Raw genomic sequence first — 15,615 nt, forward strand, 5'->3', positions numbered from 1 at the left:
CCCAGATGGATCCGGCGCTCATTCTACGTCAATTTTTGTCCGGCAATCAGCTTAAACGCGATAACGACGTGAATATTTTTTACGCCCCGCGTCGATCGGTTCCGGCGGCGCGAAAAAGTCGCCCTGCCCGCCGTGGATCCCGCGCTCTTTCAGCGTCTGCCACTCGTTGCGCGTGCGTACGCCGGCGGCGAACACCTGCGCGCGCGTGCCCGCGCAGGCGCCGGTCAGGCTCTGCACGAACAGCTGGTTTTCGTCCCGTTTATCGATGCTCCGCACCAACCCCGGGTGGAGCTTGACGATCTCCACCTGCAGCGACTTGATATAGGACGTACTGACCACGGTTAAACCCGCTTTGGACACCGCGAGGCGGCAGCCCAGCCCTGACAACAGCCTCAGCACCGGACGCAAACGGTCGATATGTTGACACACATCTGCCTCCGCAAGTTCAATCAGAATTCGCCGACGTTGACTTTTTTCGCACTGCAGCAATGTATCGCGCAGCCAGCGCTGGAAAGAGCGCTGCAAAATCGAGTCCACGCACAGCGGAAACGCCAGCGTTTCCTCGGGCCACTGCGTCAACAAGGGAATGATGCGGCTCACCTGTTGGCGATCGTAACTTTCCGCCAGCCCGAGCTGCTGCACCAGCGGCATATATTCCGCCGGCAGCAATTCCTGGGTGCCGTCATAGATCCGGCTCATGATCTCGCGATGGTGCACCTCGCCCCCCACGGTCACCGCCGGTTTCTGATACAGCCGCGGGCCGCCGCGCGCCAGCACCTGTTCCAGCAGCGTGCGCCATTTGACGCTGCCGCGCCCCTTTTCCGGCACCTGACTGTCGTACACATACCACCCGTTTTCGCCCTGCAGCGTAGCGTGGCGCGTCGCCTGCTCCGCATAATCGATCACCTGCTCGGTGGTTTGACCGCTGCGGTACGCCACGATGCCGATGTGCAGGAAGGCCTCGCGGTCGATCAGCGCCGTGGAAGGCAAGGCATCGATGGCGTTGACCAGCTGTGAGGCGATGCCGTCGGCCTCCTTCAGGGTTCGATGCGGCAACAACACGGTAAAATCGCTGTGGAAGTAGCGCGCCAGCAGCGCCGACGGATAGCGCATCACGAAGGTAGACAGCAGATTGACCAGCGAATACATCAGCTCCTGCACCGCCACGCTGCCGTGCGTCTCGCGCAGGGTCTCGAAATCGGGCAGCCGCACCATCATCACGATGCCGTGCGAACCTTCGTCTTCCAGCTGAGTGGTCAACTGGTTATCGAAGAACAGGCGATTATTGAGCCCGGTTTTGGCGTCCTGCGCGGCAAAGGCGCGGATCAGCGTATCGACCCGGCTGCGCTCTTCCCGCGCTTCCGCCAGATCGGCCAGCAGGCGGTCGAGCGCGCCGCTGACGTTGGCCGGCCACTCACGCACGTCGCCCTGCATGACGTTTTCGCGTTCGCCGTTCAGAATGCGCCGCGCGCGGCGTTCCAGACGATCTTCGCCGTCGGCCTGCTCACGCAGCCAGCGCAGGCTGAACAGCAAAACCACCACCATCACGACGATCGACAGCGTGACGGCGGCGGTGGATTGCAGCGTGCGCACGTCGCTGGCGAAGGGATCGCGGTAGGTGATGTGCAGCGTGCTGCCCGGGTGTTGCAACAGGGGGCGCGAGACCTGACGATAGCCGTTCAACGCATCCCAGTGCTCTTTTTCCTGCGTCGGCAATTGATAGTCGAGCAGTTGGCTGCTACCGGCCTCTATGCGGATCGACACGATGCCGAGCGTGCGCATGACGATCGGCAACCATTTTTCCTGCTCCTGCGGCGGCTCGCTCAGCATGGCTTGATCGAGAGTGGTGACCAGCGAATCCAAGCGGCGCTCCTGGCGATCCTGGGTAACGTAAAAGAAGCTGTATGAGCATCCCATCAGCATCAAAAACATCGCCAGCGCGACCAACAGAGTGATCAATGCAGAGAGTTTGGTGGTAAATCGCATCCCTGTGCCTTGTCCGCTATGGTTAAGTGAGTGTTCACCCTTTAGCTAAAAGGGGCCGTCCAACCCTAACAAGCCTTGCCGAGGAATAAAACCTGCAAGCGCCATTTTTGTCCTTTATCAGGACTTGGGCCGCTTATTATGCATATAGTCAAATAACTGTGATTCAGCCATTGAATAGAAAAGTGTAAACGAGAGGAAGAGTGACATGCGTGCACTGTTATTGGAACAACAAGACGACCAAACTCTGGCTCATATCAAAGATATCGACAGCGATCGGTTGCCGGAAGGCGATGTCACCGTCGACATCAACTGGTCCAGCCTGAACTACAAGGACGCGCTGGCGATCACCGGCAAAGGCAAGATCGTGCGCAACTTCCCGATGGTGCCGGGCATCGACTTCGCCGGCATCGTGCGCCACAGCCGCGACGATCGCTTTAAAGAGGGGCAAAGCGTGGTGCTCACCGGCTGGGGCGTGGGCGAACACCACTGGGGCGGGTTGGCCGAGCAGGCGCGCGTCTCCGGTGAGTGGCTGGTGCCGCTGCCGAACGGCCTGGATGAGCGCAAGGCGATGATCATCGGCACCGCCGGCTTTACCGCCATGCTGTGCGTGATGGCGCTGGAGGAAGGCGGCGTGCACCCTGACGACGGCGATATCCTGGTCACCGGCGCCAGCGGTGGCGTGGGCAGCACCGCCATCGCCCTGCTGGCGGCGCTGGGTTACCGGGTGACCGCCATCAGCGGCCGCGACAGCAATACCGACTACCTGAAAGCGCTCGGCGCCAAAGAGGTGATGCCGCGCGATGGCTATATCGACATGCCGCGTCCGCTGGAGAAACAGCTGTGGGCCGGCGCGGTGGACACCGTCGGCGACAAACTGCTAGCGCGGGTGCTGGCGCAGATGAACTATAACGGCACCGTCGCCGCCTGCGGCCTGGCGGGCGGTTATCAGCTGCCGACCACCGTGATGCCGTTCATTCTGCGCAACGTGCGCCTGCAGGGCGTGGATTCGGTGCATACGCCGCTGCATCGCCGCCAAACCGCCTGGGAACGGCTGGCCGGCATTCTGCCGGACAGCTTCTATCAGCAGGCCACGCACGAAATCTCCCTCGAGCAGGCGCCGGCCACCGCCGCCGCGCTGTTGAACAACCAAATCACCGGCCGCACCCTGGTGAAAATCCGCTGACCTTCTCCCCCCGGCGACGGGGGGATCGCCCGCTTCTGCGAAATTTCATATTTTCCCGCGTCCCCTCGCTTCCGGCCGCCTTTAGCGCCATGCTTATTTCATGAAGACCCGTCAGCCGCTCGCAAGCGGCGGGAATAGTCGCGGAGAACATAAGCATGAACAAACACCCCAAATTGACCGAGGCCGACGTCACGCCGGAGAGCGTATTCCACCAGCGGCGCAAGGTGCTGCAGGCGCTCGGTATCACCGCCGCTTCGCTGGCGCTGCCCACCGGCGCACAGGCGGACCTGCTGTCGTGGTTCAAGGGCAACGATCGCCCCAAGGCACCGCCGGGCAAAGCGCTGGAATTCAGCAAACCGGCCGCCTGGCAGGCGCAGCTGGCGATGACGCCGGAAGACAAGGTCACCGGCTACAACAACTTCTATGAGTTCGGCCTCGACAAGGCCGATCCGGCCGCCAACGCCGGCGGGCTGAAAACCGAAGGCTGGAAAGTGCGCATCGACGGCGAAGTGGCGAAGCCGATAACGCTGGATATCGACGATCTGATGAAGCGTTTCCCGCTGGAACAGCGCATTTACCGCATGCGCTGCGTCGAGGCCTGGTCGATGGTGGTGCCGTGGATCGGTTTCGAACTGGGCAAGCTGATCAAGCTGGCCGAACCGAACGGCAACGCGCGCTACGTGGCCTTCCAGACGCTGTACGATCCGGAGCAGATGCCCGGCCAGAAAGATCGCTTTATCGGCGGCGGCCTGAAATACCCCTACGTCGAAGGGCTGCGGCTGGACGAGGCGATGCATCCGCTGGCGCTGCTGACCGTCGGCGTGTACGGCAAAACCCTGCCGCCGCAAAACGGCGCGCCGCTGCGGCTGATCACGCCGTGGAAATACGGCTTCAAAGGCATCAAATCGATCGTGCATATCCGTTTGGTGCGCGATCGGCCGCCAACCACCTGGAACCAATCCGCACCGAACGAGTACGGTTTTTACGCCAACGTGAATCCGCACGTCGATCATCCGCGCTGGTCGCAGGCCACCGAGCGTTTCATCGGCTCCGGCGGCATTCTCGACGTCAAACGCCAGCCGACGCTGCTGTTCAACGGCTATGCCGACCAGGTGGCGTCGCTGTATCGCGGCATGGATCTGCGGGAGAATTTCTAAGTGCGCCTGACGCCTGTTCATATCAAATGGCTGAAAGCCGCCCTGCATCTGGCGGCGTTTCTGCCCTTTCTCTGGCTGGTGCTGGCGGTGGATCAAGGCTGGTTCAGCGCCGATCCGTCCAAGGACATCCAGCATTTTACCGGCAGGATGACGCTGAAACTGCTGCTGGCCACGCTGGCTATCGCCCCGCTGGCGCGCTACGCCCGCCAGCCGCTGCTGATCCGCTGCCGCCGCCTGGTGGGGCTGTGGTGCTTTGCCTGGGGCACGCTGCACCTGATAAGCTACTCCACGCTGGAACTGGGGCTAAGCAACCTCGGCCTGCTGGGCAGCGAGCTGGTGAACCGCCCTTATCTGACGCTCGGCATCCTCACCTGGCTGATCCTGCTGGCGCTGGCGGCCACCTCGACGCTGTGGGCGATGCGCAAACTGGGCGCCAAATGGCAACTGTTGCACAACTTCGTCTATCTGGCGGCGATCCTCGCCCCCATCCACTACCTGTGGTCGGTCAAAACGTTTTCCCCCCAGCCGTTCATCTACGCGCTGCTGGCGGTGGCGCTGTTGGGCCTGCGTTACAAGAAATTCCGCGCCTGGTGGCGCTGAACTACGCGGCGGCGCGCGTTATTGGTACGGAAAAACGCGCGCCGCCGGCGGGAACTTTTTCTGTGTTCCAGCGCTCATATTCCTGTCACGGATCCCCGAGTTCGTCGATTTGGGGTTGAATATCTTCGCTGATAAGACCAGTATTTAGCTGCGAATTGCTACGATATCGTTATAATGCCCGACCTTGTTTCTGTTCTCAGGGTGAATTTGCCCCTTAACAGGTGACAAATCGATAACATCGGGTTATTTTCTACGATGATGGTTTTATTGCCGGAGATACCAGCACAATGGCGGATAAGTTTCACATTTTGCTTCTGAACGGCCCCAATCTCAATCTGCTGGGGACGCGTGAGCCGGAGAAGTACGGCAGCACGACGCTGACAGAGATTGTTAACGGATTGGAAAACCAGGCATCCGCATTGGATATTACCCTGAGCCATCTGCAGTCCAACGCCGAGCATCAGCTGATCGATCGCATCCATCAGGCGCGCGGCAACACCGATTTCATTCTGATAAATCCGGCGGCGTTCACGCACACCAGCGTGGCGCTGCGCGATGCGTTGCTGGCGGTGCAGATCCCGTTCATCGAGATCCACCTGTCCAACGTGCACGCCCGCGAACCTTTCCGCCATCACTCTTATCTCTCGGACGTAGCGGTAGGGGTGATTTGCGGCCTCGGCGCGGATGGCTACGCTTTCGCTTTACAGGCAGCGGTTAACCGTCTGTCGAAAACCCACTAATTGCTCCACAAAAAGAGTACGGAATCACACTCATGGATATTCGTAAAATCAAGAAACTGATCGAACTGGTTGAAGAATCAGGCATTTCTGAACTGGAAATCTCTGAAGGCGAAGAATCGGTTCGCATCAGCCGTGCCGCACCGGCGCAGGCTTATCCCGTCATGCAGCAGGCCTACGCGATGCCGGCACAGCAGCAGCCAGCCCTGGCTAACGCCGTTGCCACCGCGCCTGCGGCAGAAACCCCTGCAGCACCGGCGGCCGTGAGTGGCCACGTCGTTCGTTCCCCAATGGTAGGCACCTTCTACCGCACCCCAAGCCCGGACGCGAAAGCCTTCGTTGAAGTGGGCCAGAAAGTGAACGCCGGCGATACCCTGTGCATCGTTGAAGCCATGAAAATGATGAACCAGATCGAAGCGGACAAGTCCGGCGTCGTGAAAGCCATCCTGGTGGAAAACGGCCAGCCGGTCGAATATGACGAGCCGCTGGTCGTCATCGAATAACGAGGCGCCCCCATGCTTGATAAAATTGTTATCGCCAACCGCGGCGAGATCGCGCTTCGCATCCTGCGTGCCTGTAAAGAACTGGGCATCAAGACCGTTGCGGTTCACTCCGCGGCCGACCGCGATCTGAAACACGTGCTGCTGGCCGACGAGACCGTCTGCATCGGTCCTGCGCCATCGGTAAAAAGCTACCTGAACATCCCGGCCATCATCTCGGCGGCGGAAATCACCGGCGCGGTGGCGATCCACCCGGGCTACGGCTTCCTGTCCGAGAACGCCGACTTCGCCGAGCAGGTTGAACGCTCCGGCTTCATCTTCATCGGCCCGAAAGCCGAGACCATCCGCCTGATGGGCGACAAGGTTTCCGCGATCAACGCCATGAAGAAAGCCGGCGTGCCGTGCGTACCTGGCTCCGACGGCCCGCTGACCGACGACATGGATAAAAACCGTGCCTTCGCCAAGCGCATCGGTTATCCGGTGATCATCAAGGCCTCCGGCGGCGGCGGCGGTCGCGGCATGCGCGTGGTGCGCAGCGACAAAGACCTTGAGCAGTCCATCAACATGACGAAAGCGGAAGCCAAAGCGGCTTTCAACAACGACATGGTGTACATGGAAAAATACCTGGAGAATCCGCGCCACATCGAGATTCAGGTATTGGCCGACGGCCAGGGCAACGCCATCTATCTGGCCGAGCGCGACTGCTCCATGCAGCGCCGCCACCAGAAAGTGGTCGAAGAAGCGCCGGCGCCGGGCATCACCAGCGAAATGCGCCGTTACATCGGCGAGCGCTGCTCGAAAGCCTGCGTGGAAATCGGCTACCGCGGCGCGGGTACCTTCGAGTTCCTGTATGAAAACGGCGAGTTCTATTTCATCGAAATGAACACCCGTATTCAGGTAGAGCACCCGGTTACCGAAATGATCACCGGCGTGGATCTGATCAAAGAGCAGCTGCGCATCGCTGCCGGTCAGCCGCTGTCGATCAAACAGGAAGAAGTGAAGATCCACGGCCACGCGGTAGAATGCCGCATCAACGCCGAAGATCCGAACACCTTCCTGCCGAGCCCGGGCAAGATCACCCGCTTCCACGCGCCAGGCGGTTTCGGCGTGCGTTGGGAATCTCATATCTACGCCGGTTATACCGTACCGCCGTACTATGACTCCATGATCGGCAAACTGATCACCTTCGGCGAAAACCGTGACGTGGCGATTGCCCGCATGAAAAACGCCCTGGCTGAACTGATCATCGACGGCATCAAAACCAACGTTGAGCTGCAGCAGAAGATCATGAACGACGAAAACTTCCAGCACGGTGGCACCAACATCCACTATCTGGAGAAGAAGCTGGGTCTGCAGGAAACCTAAGGCAGCACGCAGCATCGTCTGACGAAAGGCCGGTTAATCACCGGCCTTTTTCTTTGGCGTTGCCGCCAGTAACGGCTTGGCAAAACGCCGTCATGCCGTAAAATTCCCTACCTTTGATGAATCCATCACCGTAAACCTATGGGAGACACGGATGGACAAACGCTTTATTCAGGCGCACCGCGAAGCGCGCTGGGCGCTGGGGCTGACGCTGCTCTACCTGCTGGCCTGGGGGCTGGCGGCCTATCTGCCGGACAGCGCTATCGGCGTCACCGGCCTGCCGCACTGGTTCGAAATGGCCTGCCTGCTGGTGCCGCTGCTGTTCATCGGCCTGTGCTGGCTGATGGTGCGCACGGTGTTCCGCGACATTTCGCTGGAGGACAGCGATGCAAACTGAAGTGATCCTGCCGCTGGTCGCCTACCTGCTGCTGGTATTCGGCCTGTCGGTATACGCCTATCGCCGCCGTCAGAATGGAAATTTCCTCAGCGAATATTTCCTCGGCAACCGCTCGATGGGCGGCTTTGTGCTGGCGATGACCCTGACCGCCACCTACATCAGCGCCAGTTCGTTTATCGGCGGCCCCGGCGCCGCCTACAAATACGGCCTGGGCTGGGTGCTGCTGGCGATGATCCAGCTGCCGGCGGTGTGGCTGTCGCTCGGCGTGCTGGGCAAGAAATTCGCCATCCTGGCGCGCCGCTACAACGCTATCACCCTCAATGACATGCTGTATGGCCGCTACCAAAGCCGCCTGCTGGTGTGGCTGGCCAGCCTCAGCCTGCTGGTGGCGTTCCTCGGTGCCATGACGGTGCAGTTTATCGGCGGCGCACGCCTGCTGGAAACCGCCGCCGGCATTCCTTACGACACCGGCCTGCTGATCTTCGGCATCAGCATCGCGCTGTACACCGCCTTCGGCGGCTTCCGCGCCAGCGTGCTGAACGACGCCATGCAGGGGCTGGTGATGCTGCTCGGCACCGTGCTGCTGCTGGTGGCGGTGATCCATGCCGCCGGCGGACTGGACAGCGCAGTCAGCAAACTGCAGCAGATCGATCCGGCGCTGGTGTCGCCGCAGGGCGGCGATCAGATCCTCAGCCTGCCGTTTATGGCCTCGTTCTGGATCCTGGTGTGCTTCGGGGTGATCGGCCTGCCGCACACCGCCGTGCGCTGTATCTCCTACAAGGACAGCAAGGCGGTGCACCGCGGCATTCTGCTCGGCACCGTGGTGGTGGCGGTGCTGATGTTCGGCATGCACCTGGCCGGCGCGCTCGGCCGCGCGGTGTTGCCGGATCTCAAGATCCCCGATCAGGTGATCCCGACGCTGATGATCACCGTGCTGCCGCCGTACGCCGCCGGGATTTTCTTGGCGGCGCCGATGGCGGCGATCATGTCGACCATCAACGCCCAGTTGCTGCAATCCTCCGCCACCATCATCAAGGATCTCTACCTTGGCGTACGGCCGCAGCAGATCCATAACGAGCGGCTGATCAAGCGCTTCTCCAGCCTGACCACGCTGATCCTCGGTCTGTTGGTGCTGCTGGCGGCCTGGCGGCCGCCGGAGATGATCATCTGGCTCAACCTGCTGGCTTTCGGCGGGTTGGAGGCGGTGTTCCTGTGGCCGCTGGTGCTGGGCCTGTACTGGGAACGCGCCAATGCTCAGGGAGCGCTTAGCTCAATGGTGTCGGGTGCGGTATGCTATACGCTATTGGCCAGCTTCAACCTGCAGCCGGCGGGGCTGCACCCTATCGTGCCTTCGCTGTTGCTCAGCCTGTTGGCGTTTTATCTCGGTAACGTCGTCGGCGAAAAGCGCCGGACGGCGTCATCATTACCCTCTTGAAGAGAATTGCTATGCCTTGGATCCAACTCAAACTGAACACCACCGGCAGCCAGGCGGAAGACCTGAGCGACGCGCTGGTGGAAAGCGGCGCCGTGTCGGTGACCTTCCAGGACACCCACGACAACCCGGTGTTCGAACCCTTGCCGGGTGAAACCCTGCTGTGGGGCGATACCGACGTGATCGGCCTGTACGACGCGGAAACCGATATGGCCGAGGTGGTGGCGATGCTGGAACAGCACCCGCTGCTGGGCGCCGGTTTCCGCCACAAGATAGAGCAGCTGGAAGATAAGGACTGGGAGCGCGAATGGATGGACAACTTCCACCCGATGCGCTTCGGCGAGCGTTTGTGGATCTGCCCGAGCTGGCGCGACGTGCCGGATCCCGACGCGGTCAACGTGATGCTCGATCCGGGCCTGGCGTTCGGCACCGGCACCCACCCGACCACGGCGCTGTGCCTGCAGTGGCTGGACGGCCTCGATCTGGCCGGCAAAACCGTCATCGACTTCGGTTGCGGTTCCGGCATCCTGGCAATCGCCGCGCTGAAGCTGGGTGCAGCGCGCGCTATCGGCATCGACATCGATCCCCAGGCCATTCAGGCCAGCCGCGACAACGCGCAGCGTAACGGCGTTTCAGAGCGTCTGGAGCTGTATCTGCCGAAAGACCAGCCGGCGGACCTGCTGGCGGACGTGGTGGTCGCCAACATCCTCGCCGGCCCGCTGCGCGAGCTGGCGCCGCTGATCGGTTGCCTGCCGAAGGCCGGCGGCCATCTGGGGCTGTCCGGCGTGCTGGCCAGCCAGGCCAGCAGCGTTGCGCAAGCCTACGAAGAGAAGTTCACGCTCGACCCGGTCGCCGAGCGTGAAGAGTGGTGCCGCATCACCGGCCGCCGCAAGTAAGCGTCACGGTCTATTGCTCCCTCATCCACCGGCCCTGCGCCGGTGGATTTTTTTTGCCTGGCGATCGGCCCGCGGGCGAGACAAAATTTTATGCAATTTTTCGCCGTTCAACGACGGATCGCCCTGACAATGCGCCTTCCAGGCAGGCTATCCCGGCAAAAAACGCGGGTGAATGCAGATAATATTCTGCGCAAAGGCGAATATTTTACCGCACACAAAATAAGCACTTTTCGTCAACTCGTTGTAAAATATATACAATATTTTTATGAATCACTGCGCAGCGCATTTTTTGCCCTAATATCGCGCCAATTGGTTAAAGTTTGGCCTTTCATCTCGGCGCAAAAATGCGTAATATACGCGCCCTTGCGGACACAGTATGGTCACTCTTTGTCTATGCGCATTGGACACCACCAGCTTACTAATTGCCTGATTGCGGCCCCGATGGCCGGTATTACAGATCGCCCGTTCAGAACCCTCTGTCATGCAATGGGTGCTGGGATGGCTGTATCCGAGATGCTCTCCTCCAACCCGGAGGTGTGGCGGACGGATAAGTCGCGTCTGCGTATGGTGCATAGCGATGAACCAGGGATCCGCTCCGTGCAGATTGCCGGATGCGATCCTGATGATATGGCCGCCGCCGCGCGTATCAACGTGGCCAGCGGCGCGCAGATCATCGACATCAATATGGGATGCCCTGCCAAAAAAGTGAACCGGAAGCTTGCCGGGTCCGCTTTGTTGCAGTACCCGGATCTGGTTAAACGGATCCTCCACGCGGTGGTTGACGCGGTGGATGTGCCGGTAACGCTGAAGATTCGCACCGGCTGGGCGCCAGAGCATCGTAACTGTGTAGAGATTGCCCAACTGGCCGAAGACTGTGGTATTCAGGCCCTGACGATTCACGGCCGAACCCGCGCCTGTCTGTTTAACGGCGACGCGGAATACGACAGCATTCGGGCAGTTAAGCAGAGTGTTTCCATTCCGATTATCGCGAATGGGGATATTACTGACCCGCATAAAGCCAGAGCAGTGCTCGACTACACCGGGGCCGATGCCCTGATGATAGGCCGCGCTGCTCAGGGGAGACCCTGGATCTTCCGGGAAATCCAGCATTATCTGGACACTGGGGAGTTGCTGCCGCCGCTGCCGCTTGGCGAGGTGAAGCGCTTGTTGATTGGGCACATTCGGGAATTGCACGGCTTCTATGGCCAAGGCAAGGGATTCCGGATTGCTCGTAAGCACGTGTCCTGGTATCTCCAGGAACACGCTCCGAATGACCAGTTTCGGCGCACATTCAACGCCATAGAGGATGCCAGCGAACAGCTGGAGGCGTTGGAGGCATATTTCGAAAATCTTAGCGTAAAAAAAGAGCTGACAGAACTATGTTCGAACAACGCGTAAATTCTGACGTACTGACCGTTTCTACCGTTAACTCACAAGATCAGGTGACTCAAAAGCCTCTGCGTGACTCGGTTAAACAAGCACTGAAGAACTATTTTGCTCAACTGAACGGTCAAGACGTAAATGACCTGTATGAGCTGGTACTGGCTGAAGTTGAACAGCCACTGTTGGACATGGTGATGCAATACACCCGTGGCAACCAGACCCGCGCAGCCCTGATGATGGGCATCAACCGCGGCACGCTGCGCAAGAAGCTGAAAAAATACGGCATGAACTGATACTAGTCAGTTAACGTGTTGAAAAGGCGCTTTATCTCATTTGATAAGCGCCTTTTTCTTTTGGGGCGCCCCCGGTTTGCGGGCAATAAAAAAGGCCGCAGCGCGGCCCTTGTGGCAAAGCGGCGACCTTATTCGGTCACTTTGTTCTTGAGGCTTTCCGCCCCTTGCTTGGTCTTATCCCAAGCCTTCTCTGAACCTTGCTTGGTGGAGTGCCAGGCCTTTTGCGAGCCTTCGCTCACTTTGCTGCCGACGCTGTCGCTCTTGCCTTCGGCGGCGTGCTTGGCTTTCAGCTTCAGCTCTTCACCCTTGTCCTGAGACTGGTGCAGCTTTTCTTTGGCGGTATCCGCTCCTTTGTGCGCTTCGGCAACGACCTCGTTGCTGGCGTGAGCGGCGGTGTCGGTCGCGGTCTCAGCGGCGAACACCGGGGAAGCGAGCAGCAGTGCAGACAAGGCAATGATTGATTTCTTCATAAGTCCCTCTTTTCTCAGATACGTGCCATTCGTCATGAAATAAGATGGCACACAATCACGTTAAAGAAACCTAAGAATAGTACGAAAATCAAAAATACCAACATAAAATATCAACACTCACATCTTTATTAACTTTTCATGCTATCTACGTTCAACAATGGCGAAATGGCACGAAAAAGTTAAATTTTATCTGTCACAAAACTATAATTTTTACGTTTTTACCTCGTAATAATCAGTAATGACAGGGATGGATTCTATGGTTGCCGTCATCATCATAGGCGTTTTTATCGTCAGCTTCCTTTACGCACACTCCCGCGGCAAGGAGAAACAAAAGCTTACCCGCCAACTGTTCGATCACTCCACCTTTATGGGGCCGATCAATATGTTTATGACCGGTTTTTCCCGTTTGCCCGCCAGGCAGCCCTATTTCGACGAAAAAGGTTTCCCGGAGCTGCAGACGCTGACCGACAACTGGCAGGTGATCCGCGAGGAAGCGGTGCGCTTGCAGCATCACATCAAAAAAGCGCAGTCGCACAACGATGCGGGGTTCAACACCTTCTTCAAACGCGGCTGGAAACGTTTCTATCTGAAGTGGTACAGCGACAGCCACCCTTCGGCGCAGACGCTGTGCCCAAAAACCGTCGAGCTGCTCAACCGCATCCCGTCGGTCAAGGCCGCGATGTTCGCCGAGCTGCCGCCCGGCAGCCATTTGGGTAAACACCGCGATCCTTACGCCGGCTCGGTGCGCTATCACCTGGGGTTGATGACGCCCAACGACGATCGCTGCTTCATCGAGGTGGATGGCGAGCAGCACAGTTGGCGCGACGGCGAGGCGGTGATCTTCGACGAAACCTACGTGCACTGGGCGCAGAACGCCACCGATCAAACGCGCATCATTCTGTTTTGCGACGTCGAGCGGCCGATGAAATGGCGCTGGGCGCAGGCGGTCAACCACTGGGTCGGCGCCACGCTGATGTCGGCGGCCAGCTCGCCAAACGACGATCAGGACCGCACCGGCGGCATCAACCGCATCTTCAAATACGTCAACGCGGTGCGCGATGCCGGCCAGCGCCTGAAGGCGCGCAACCGCCGCGGTTACTACCTGCTGAAATGGCTGGTGATCGCTGCGATTTTCGCCGCGATTATCATTCCCAGCCTATAAAACGCGCCTATCTTCAACTCAGGGGCAACGCGAATGAGAATATTCGCATGCCCCTCTTCCTCTGTACCCCGTACCCTGTGTTAACATACACGTTCCTAGAGCCGCCTCCGCTGGCCAACAGCTATCCCTCCGAAGCCTGATAGCAGCGCAAACCGCCCTTCGAATGTAAATGTTTAGTCAATTATGGAATTCCGACTAAACCCTGGCCGTACTTGGGTGTCTGAGTAGTCGTATCGCTATCGAGTGGATCCTTTATGCGTTACAGGTTGCTACCCCCTAACGCATAAACGAGCTGCTATGAAACGCCAAAAGAGATTTCAACTTTCCTTGCTGCACCCGCGCTACTGGCTGACCTGGTTCGGCCTGGCCCTGCTGTTCCTGCTGGTACAGCTCCCTTACCCGTTGCTCAATCGGCTGGGGGTGTGGATGGGGCGCACTTCGATGCGTTTTCTTAAGCGTCGCGTCACCATTACCCGCCGCAACCTCGAACTGTGCTTCCCCGAGATGGACGAAGCGCAGCGCGAACGTAAAGTGGTGGGCAACTTCGAATCGCTCGGCATGGGCCTGCTGGAAACCGGCATGGCCTGGTTCTGGTCGGATAAACGCGTCAAGCGCTGGTTCAACGTCTCCGGCATCAACCACCTCAAAATGGCGCAGCGCGACGATCGCGGCGTGCTGGTGATCGGCGTGCACTTTATGTCGCTGGAGCTGGGCGGCCGGGCGATGGGCCTGTGCCAACCGATGATGGCGATGTACCGCCCGCACAACAACAAGGCGATGGAGTGGGCGCAGACCAAGGGCCGCATGCGCTCCAACAAAGCGATGATCGATCGCAAGGATCTGCGCGGCATGGTGCACGCGCTCAAGCGCGGCGAGGCGGTATGGTTCGCGCCGGATCAGGACTACGGCCCGCGCGGCAGCGTATTCGCGCCGCTGTTCGCCGTCGATCAGGCCGCCACCACCAGCGGCACCTTCATGCTGGCACGCATGGCCAACCCGGCATTGGTGCCGGTGGTGCTGATCCGCCGCGAAGGCGGCCGCGGCTACGACCTGCTGATTCAACCGGCCCTGGAAGACTACCCGCTCAGCGACGAACAGGCGGCGGCGGTTTACATGAACAAAGTGATCGAGAAAGAGATCATGCGGGCGCCGGAGCAATACATGTGGCTGCACCGCCGCTTCAAAACCCGACCGGCCGGCGCGCCCTCGCTGTACTGAGCCTCTTTTTTCTTTCCAGCCCGGCCAACGCCGGGCTTTTTTGTGCGCCACGTTTAAAAAGCGGCGGCTCGACACTCTACTTTCCTGTAATCTCCTTTTTTACCCGCACAGGAAAGGAAATGATGAAAGCTCAAGTTCGCATTGCTCTGGTCGGTGATTACAACCCGCAAGCCGTGGCCCATCAGGCCATCCCCGTGGCGCTCCAGCTCACCGCTGCCCATCTCGACATCGACGTGCAGCCCCAATGGCTACCGACAGAAACCCTGACCTCCCCCGACGTCCTGCAAAATTTCGACGCCATCTGGGTGGTGCCGGGCAGCCCGTATCGTTACGACGACGGCGCCTTTATGGCGATCCGCCATGCGCGGGAAAACGACGTGCCGTTCCTCGGCTCCTGCGGCGGTTTTCAATACGCCATCGTCGAGTACGCCCGCAACGTGATGGGCTGGCACGACGCCGGCCATGCGGAAACCGACAGCGGCGGCCGATTGGTGATCGCCCCGCTGAGCTGCTCGCTGGTGGAAAAAACCGGCGACATCGTTTTTCAGCCTGACACCCGCGTCGCGCAGGCCTACGGCAGCCTGAACACCCATGAAGGCTACCACTGCAACTTCGGCGTGAATCCGGAGTTCGTCGCCGATCTTGAGCGCTTCCCGCTGATCGTCAGCGGCCACGACACCGAAGGCGACGTGCGCGCCATCGAACTGCCGGGCCGGCGTTTTTACGTCGCCACGCTGTTCCAGTCGGAACGCGCCGCGCTGCGCGGCGAGCTTTCACCGCTGGTGGTGGAACTCGTCAAAACCGCCGCCAACGGGTAAAAAAAAAGCCCTCTTGCGAGG

16 protein-coding genes are annotated in these 15,615 nt (G+C 59.6%); 14 read left to right on the forward strand and 2 right to left on the reverse strand.

Annotated elements, in window-relative coordinates; all coding sequences use genetic code 11:
- Positions 1 to 51: 51 nt before the first annotated feature.
- The gene (gene csrD / locus SSARUM2_RS21665) at positions 52 to 1,986 is read right to left on the reverse strand and encodes an RNase E specificity factor CsrD (protein ID WP_033636174.1); all 1,935 of its coding nucleotides are present in this window, start codon (positions 1,984 to 1,986) and stop codon (positions 52 to 54) included.
- Between the two features lie 205 nt (positions 1,987 to 2,191).
- Between csrD and SSARUM2_RS21670 the strand changes: the two genes are divergently transcribed.
- The 11 genes from SSARUM2_RS21670 (at position 2,192) to fis (ending at position 11,926) form a co-directional block, all read left to right on the forward strand.
- Entirely contained in the window at positions 2,192 to 3,169 is a 978-nt protein-coding gene (locus SSARUM2_RS21670) for an MDR family oxidoreductase (protein WP_060453148.1), read from the forward strand.
- Positions 3,170 to 3,324: 155 nt separating this feature from the next.
- Positions 3,325 to 4,326: a protein-methionine-sulfoxide reductase catalytic subunit MsrP gene (gene msrP, locus SSARUM2_RS21675; protein WP_033636176.1), complete on the forward strand. Its 1,002-nt coding sequence runs from the start codon at positions 3,325 to 3,327 to the stop codon at positions 4,324 to 4,326.
- A complete protein-coding gene (gene msrQ / locus SSARUM2_RS21680) occupies positions 4,327 to 4,926 on the forward strand; it encodes a protein-methionine-sulfoxide reductase heme-binding subunit MsrQ (protein WP_041036869.1) in 600 nt (199 codons plus the stop codon).
- A gap of 287 nt (positions 4,927 to 5,213) precedes the next feature.
- The gene (aroQ, locus tag SSARUM2_RS21685) at positions 5,214 to 5,666 is read left to right on the forward strand and encodes a type II 3-dehydroquinate dehydratase (protein ID WP_004936891.1); all 453 of its coding nucleotides are present in this window, start codon (positions 5,214 to 5,216) and stop codon (positions 5,664 to 5,666) included.
- Between the two features lie 32 nt (positions 5,667 to 5,698).
- Entirely contained in the window at positions 5,699 to 6,166 is a 468-nt protein-coding gene (gene accB, locus SSARUM2_RS21690) for an acetyl-CoA carboxylase biotin carboxyl carrier protein (protein ID WP_033636178.1), read from the forward strand.
- A gap of 12 nt (positions 6,167 to 6,178) precedes the next feature.
- A complete protein-coding gene (gene accC / locus SSARUM2_RS21695) occupies positions 6,179 to 7,528 on the forward strand; it encodes an acetyl-CoA carboxylase biotin carboxylase subunit (RefSeq protein WP_004936886.1) in 1,350 nt (449 codons plus the stop codon).
- Positions 7,529 to 7,679: 151 nt separating this feature from the next.
- Positions 7,680 to 7,922 carry a YhdT family protein gene (locus SSARUM2_RS21700; protein WP_033644445.1) on the forward strand — a complete coding sequence of 81 codons (243 nt, stop codon included), beginning with the start codon at positions 7,680 to 7,682 and terminating at the stop codon, positions 7,920 to 7,922.
- Positions 7,912 to 9,357, forward strand: coding sequence for a sodium/pantothenate symporter (gene panF, locus SSARUM2_RS21705; RefSeq protein WP_033636180.1), 1,446 nt, complete (start codon positions 7,912 to 7,914; stop codon positions 9,355 to 9,357). The genes SSARUM2_RS21700 and panF overlap by 11 nt, the downstream gene beginning before the upstream one ends.
- A gap of 11 nt (positions 9,358 to 9,368) precedes the next feature.
- Positions 9,369 to 10,250, forward strand: a complete 882-nt coding sequence (gene prmA / locus SSARUM2_RS21710; RefSeq protein ID WP_033636181.1) for a 50S ribosomal protein L11 methyltransferase — start codon at positions 9,369 to 9,371, stop codon at positions 10,248 to 10,250.
- A gap of 393 nt (positions 10,251 to 10,643) precedes the next feature.
- On the forward strand, positions 10,644 to 11,648 hold the full coding sequence (gene dusB, locus SSARUM2_RS21715) for a tRNA dihydrouridine synthase DusB (protein ID WP_004936856.1): 1,005 nt from the start codon (positions 10,644 to 10,646) through the stop codon (positions 11,646 to 11,648).
- Entirely contained in the window at positions 11,630 to 11,926 is a 297-nt protein-coding gene (gene fis / locus SSARUM2_RS21720; RefSeq protein WP_000462905.1) for a DNA-binding transcriptional regulator Fis, read from the forward strand. The genes dusB and fis overlap by 19 nt, the downstream gene beginning before the upstream one ends.
- A 128-nt stretch (positions 11,927 to 12,054) precedes the next feature.
- Here fis and SSARUM2_RS21725 read toward each other — a convergent pair whose 3' ends face one another.
- Complete coding sequence (locus tag SSARUM2_RS21725) at positions 12,055 to 12,396, reverse strand: hypothetical protein (protein ID WP_004936850.1); 342 nt, start codon at positions 12,394 to 12,396, stop codon at positions 12,055 to 12,057.
- Between the two features lie 256 nt (positions 12,397 to 12,652).
- Between SSARUM2_RS21725 and lpxO the strand changes: the two genes are divergently transcribed.
- The 3 genes from lpxO (at position 12,653) to SSARUM2_RS21740 (ending at position 15,594) form a co-directional block, all read left to right on the forward strand.
- A complete protein-coding gene (gene lpxO, locus SSARUM2_RS21730; protein ID WP_033636182.1) occupies positions 12,653 to 13,558 on the forward strand; it encodes a lipid A hydroxylase LpxO in 906 nt (301 codons plus the stop codon).
- 297 nt (positions 13,559 to 13,855) lie between these two features.
- The gene (gene lpxP, locus SSARUM2_RS21735) at positions 13,856 to 14,776 is read left to right on the forward strand and encodes a kdo(2)-lipid IV(A) palmitoleoyltransferase (RefSeq protein ID WP_049196161.1); all 921 of its coding nucleotides are present in this window, start codon (positions 13,856 to 13,858) and stop codon (positions 14,774 to 14,776) included.
- Between the two features lie 119 nt (positions 14,777 to 14,895).
- Positions 14,896 to 15,594 (forward strand): CTP synthase, encoded by a 699-nt coding sequence (locus SSARUM2_RS21740; RefSeq protein WP_223182021.1) that lies wholly within the window; start codon positions 14,896 to 14,898, stop codon positions 15,592 to 15,594.
- Positions 15,595 to 15,615 lie beyond the last annotated feature (21 nt).

The sequence above is a fragment of the Serratia sp. K-E0102 genome (assembly GCF_029962625.1).
Classification (GTDB): Bacteria; Pseudomonadota; Gammaproteobacteria; order Enterobacterales; family Enterobacteriaceae; genus Serratia; species Serratia sarumanii.

Excerpts from the sequence above, each read along its gene's own strand:
- csrD (WP_033636174.1), bottom strand. The coding sequence starts at position 1,986 with ATGCGATTTACCACCAAACTCTCTGCATTGATCACTCTGTTGGTCGCG.
- SSARUM2_RS21670 (WP_060453148.1), top strand. The coding sequence starts at position 2,192 with ATGCGTGCACTGTTATTGGAACAACAAGACGACCAAACTCTGGCTCAT.
- msrP (WP_033636176.1), top strand. The coding sequence starts at position 3,325 with ATGAACAAACACCCCAAATTGACCGAGGCCGACGTCACGCCGGAGAGC.
- aroQ (WP_004936891.1), top strand. The coding sequence starts at position 5,214 with ATGGCGGATAAGTTTCACATTTTGCTTCTGAACGGCCCCAATCTCAAT.
- accB (WP_033636178.1), top strand. The coding sequence starts at position 5,699 with ATGGATATTCGTAAAATCAAGAAACTGATCGAACTGGTTGAAGAATCA.
- accC (WP_004936886.1), top strand. The coding sequence starts at position 6,179 with ATGCTTGATAAAATTGTTATCGCCAACCGCGGCGAGATCGCGCTTCGC.
- SSARUM2_RS21700 (WP_033644445.1), top strand. The coding sequence starts at position 7,680 with ATGGACAAACGCTTTATTCAGGCGCACCGCGAAGCGCGCTGGGCGCTG.
- panF (WP_033636180.1), top strand. The coding sequence starts at position 7,912 with ATGCAAACTGAAGTGATCCTGCCGCTGGTCGCCTACCTGCTGCTGGTA.
- prmA (WP_033636181.1), top strand. The coding sequence starts at position 9,369 with ATGCCTTGGATCCAACTCAAACTGAACACCACCGGCAGCCAGGCGGAA.
- dusB (WP_004936856.1), top strand. The coding sequence starts at position 10,644 with ATGCGCATTGGACACCACCAGCTTACTAATTGCCTGATTGCGGCCCCG.
- fis (WP_000462905.1), top strand. The coding sequence starts at position 11,630 with ATGTTCGAACAACGCGTAAATTCTGACGTACTGACCGTTTCTACCGTT.
- SSARUM2_RS21725 (WP_004936850.1), bottom strand. The coding sequence starts at position 12,396 with ATGAAGAAATCAATCATTGCCTTGTCTGCACTGCTGCTCGCTTCCCCG.
- lpxO (WP_033636182.1), top strand. The coding sequence starts at position 12,653 with ATGGTTGCCGTCATCATCATAGGCGTTTTTATCGTCAGCTTCCTTTAC.
- lpxP (WP_049196161.1), top strand. The coding sequence starts at position 13,856 with ATGAAACGCCAAAAGAGATTTCAACTTTCCTTGCTGCACCCGCGCTAC.
- SSARUM2_RS21740 (WP_223182021.1), top strand. The coding sequence starts at position 14,896 with ATGATGAAAGCTCAAGTTCGCATTGCTCTGGTCGGTGATTACAACCCG.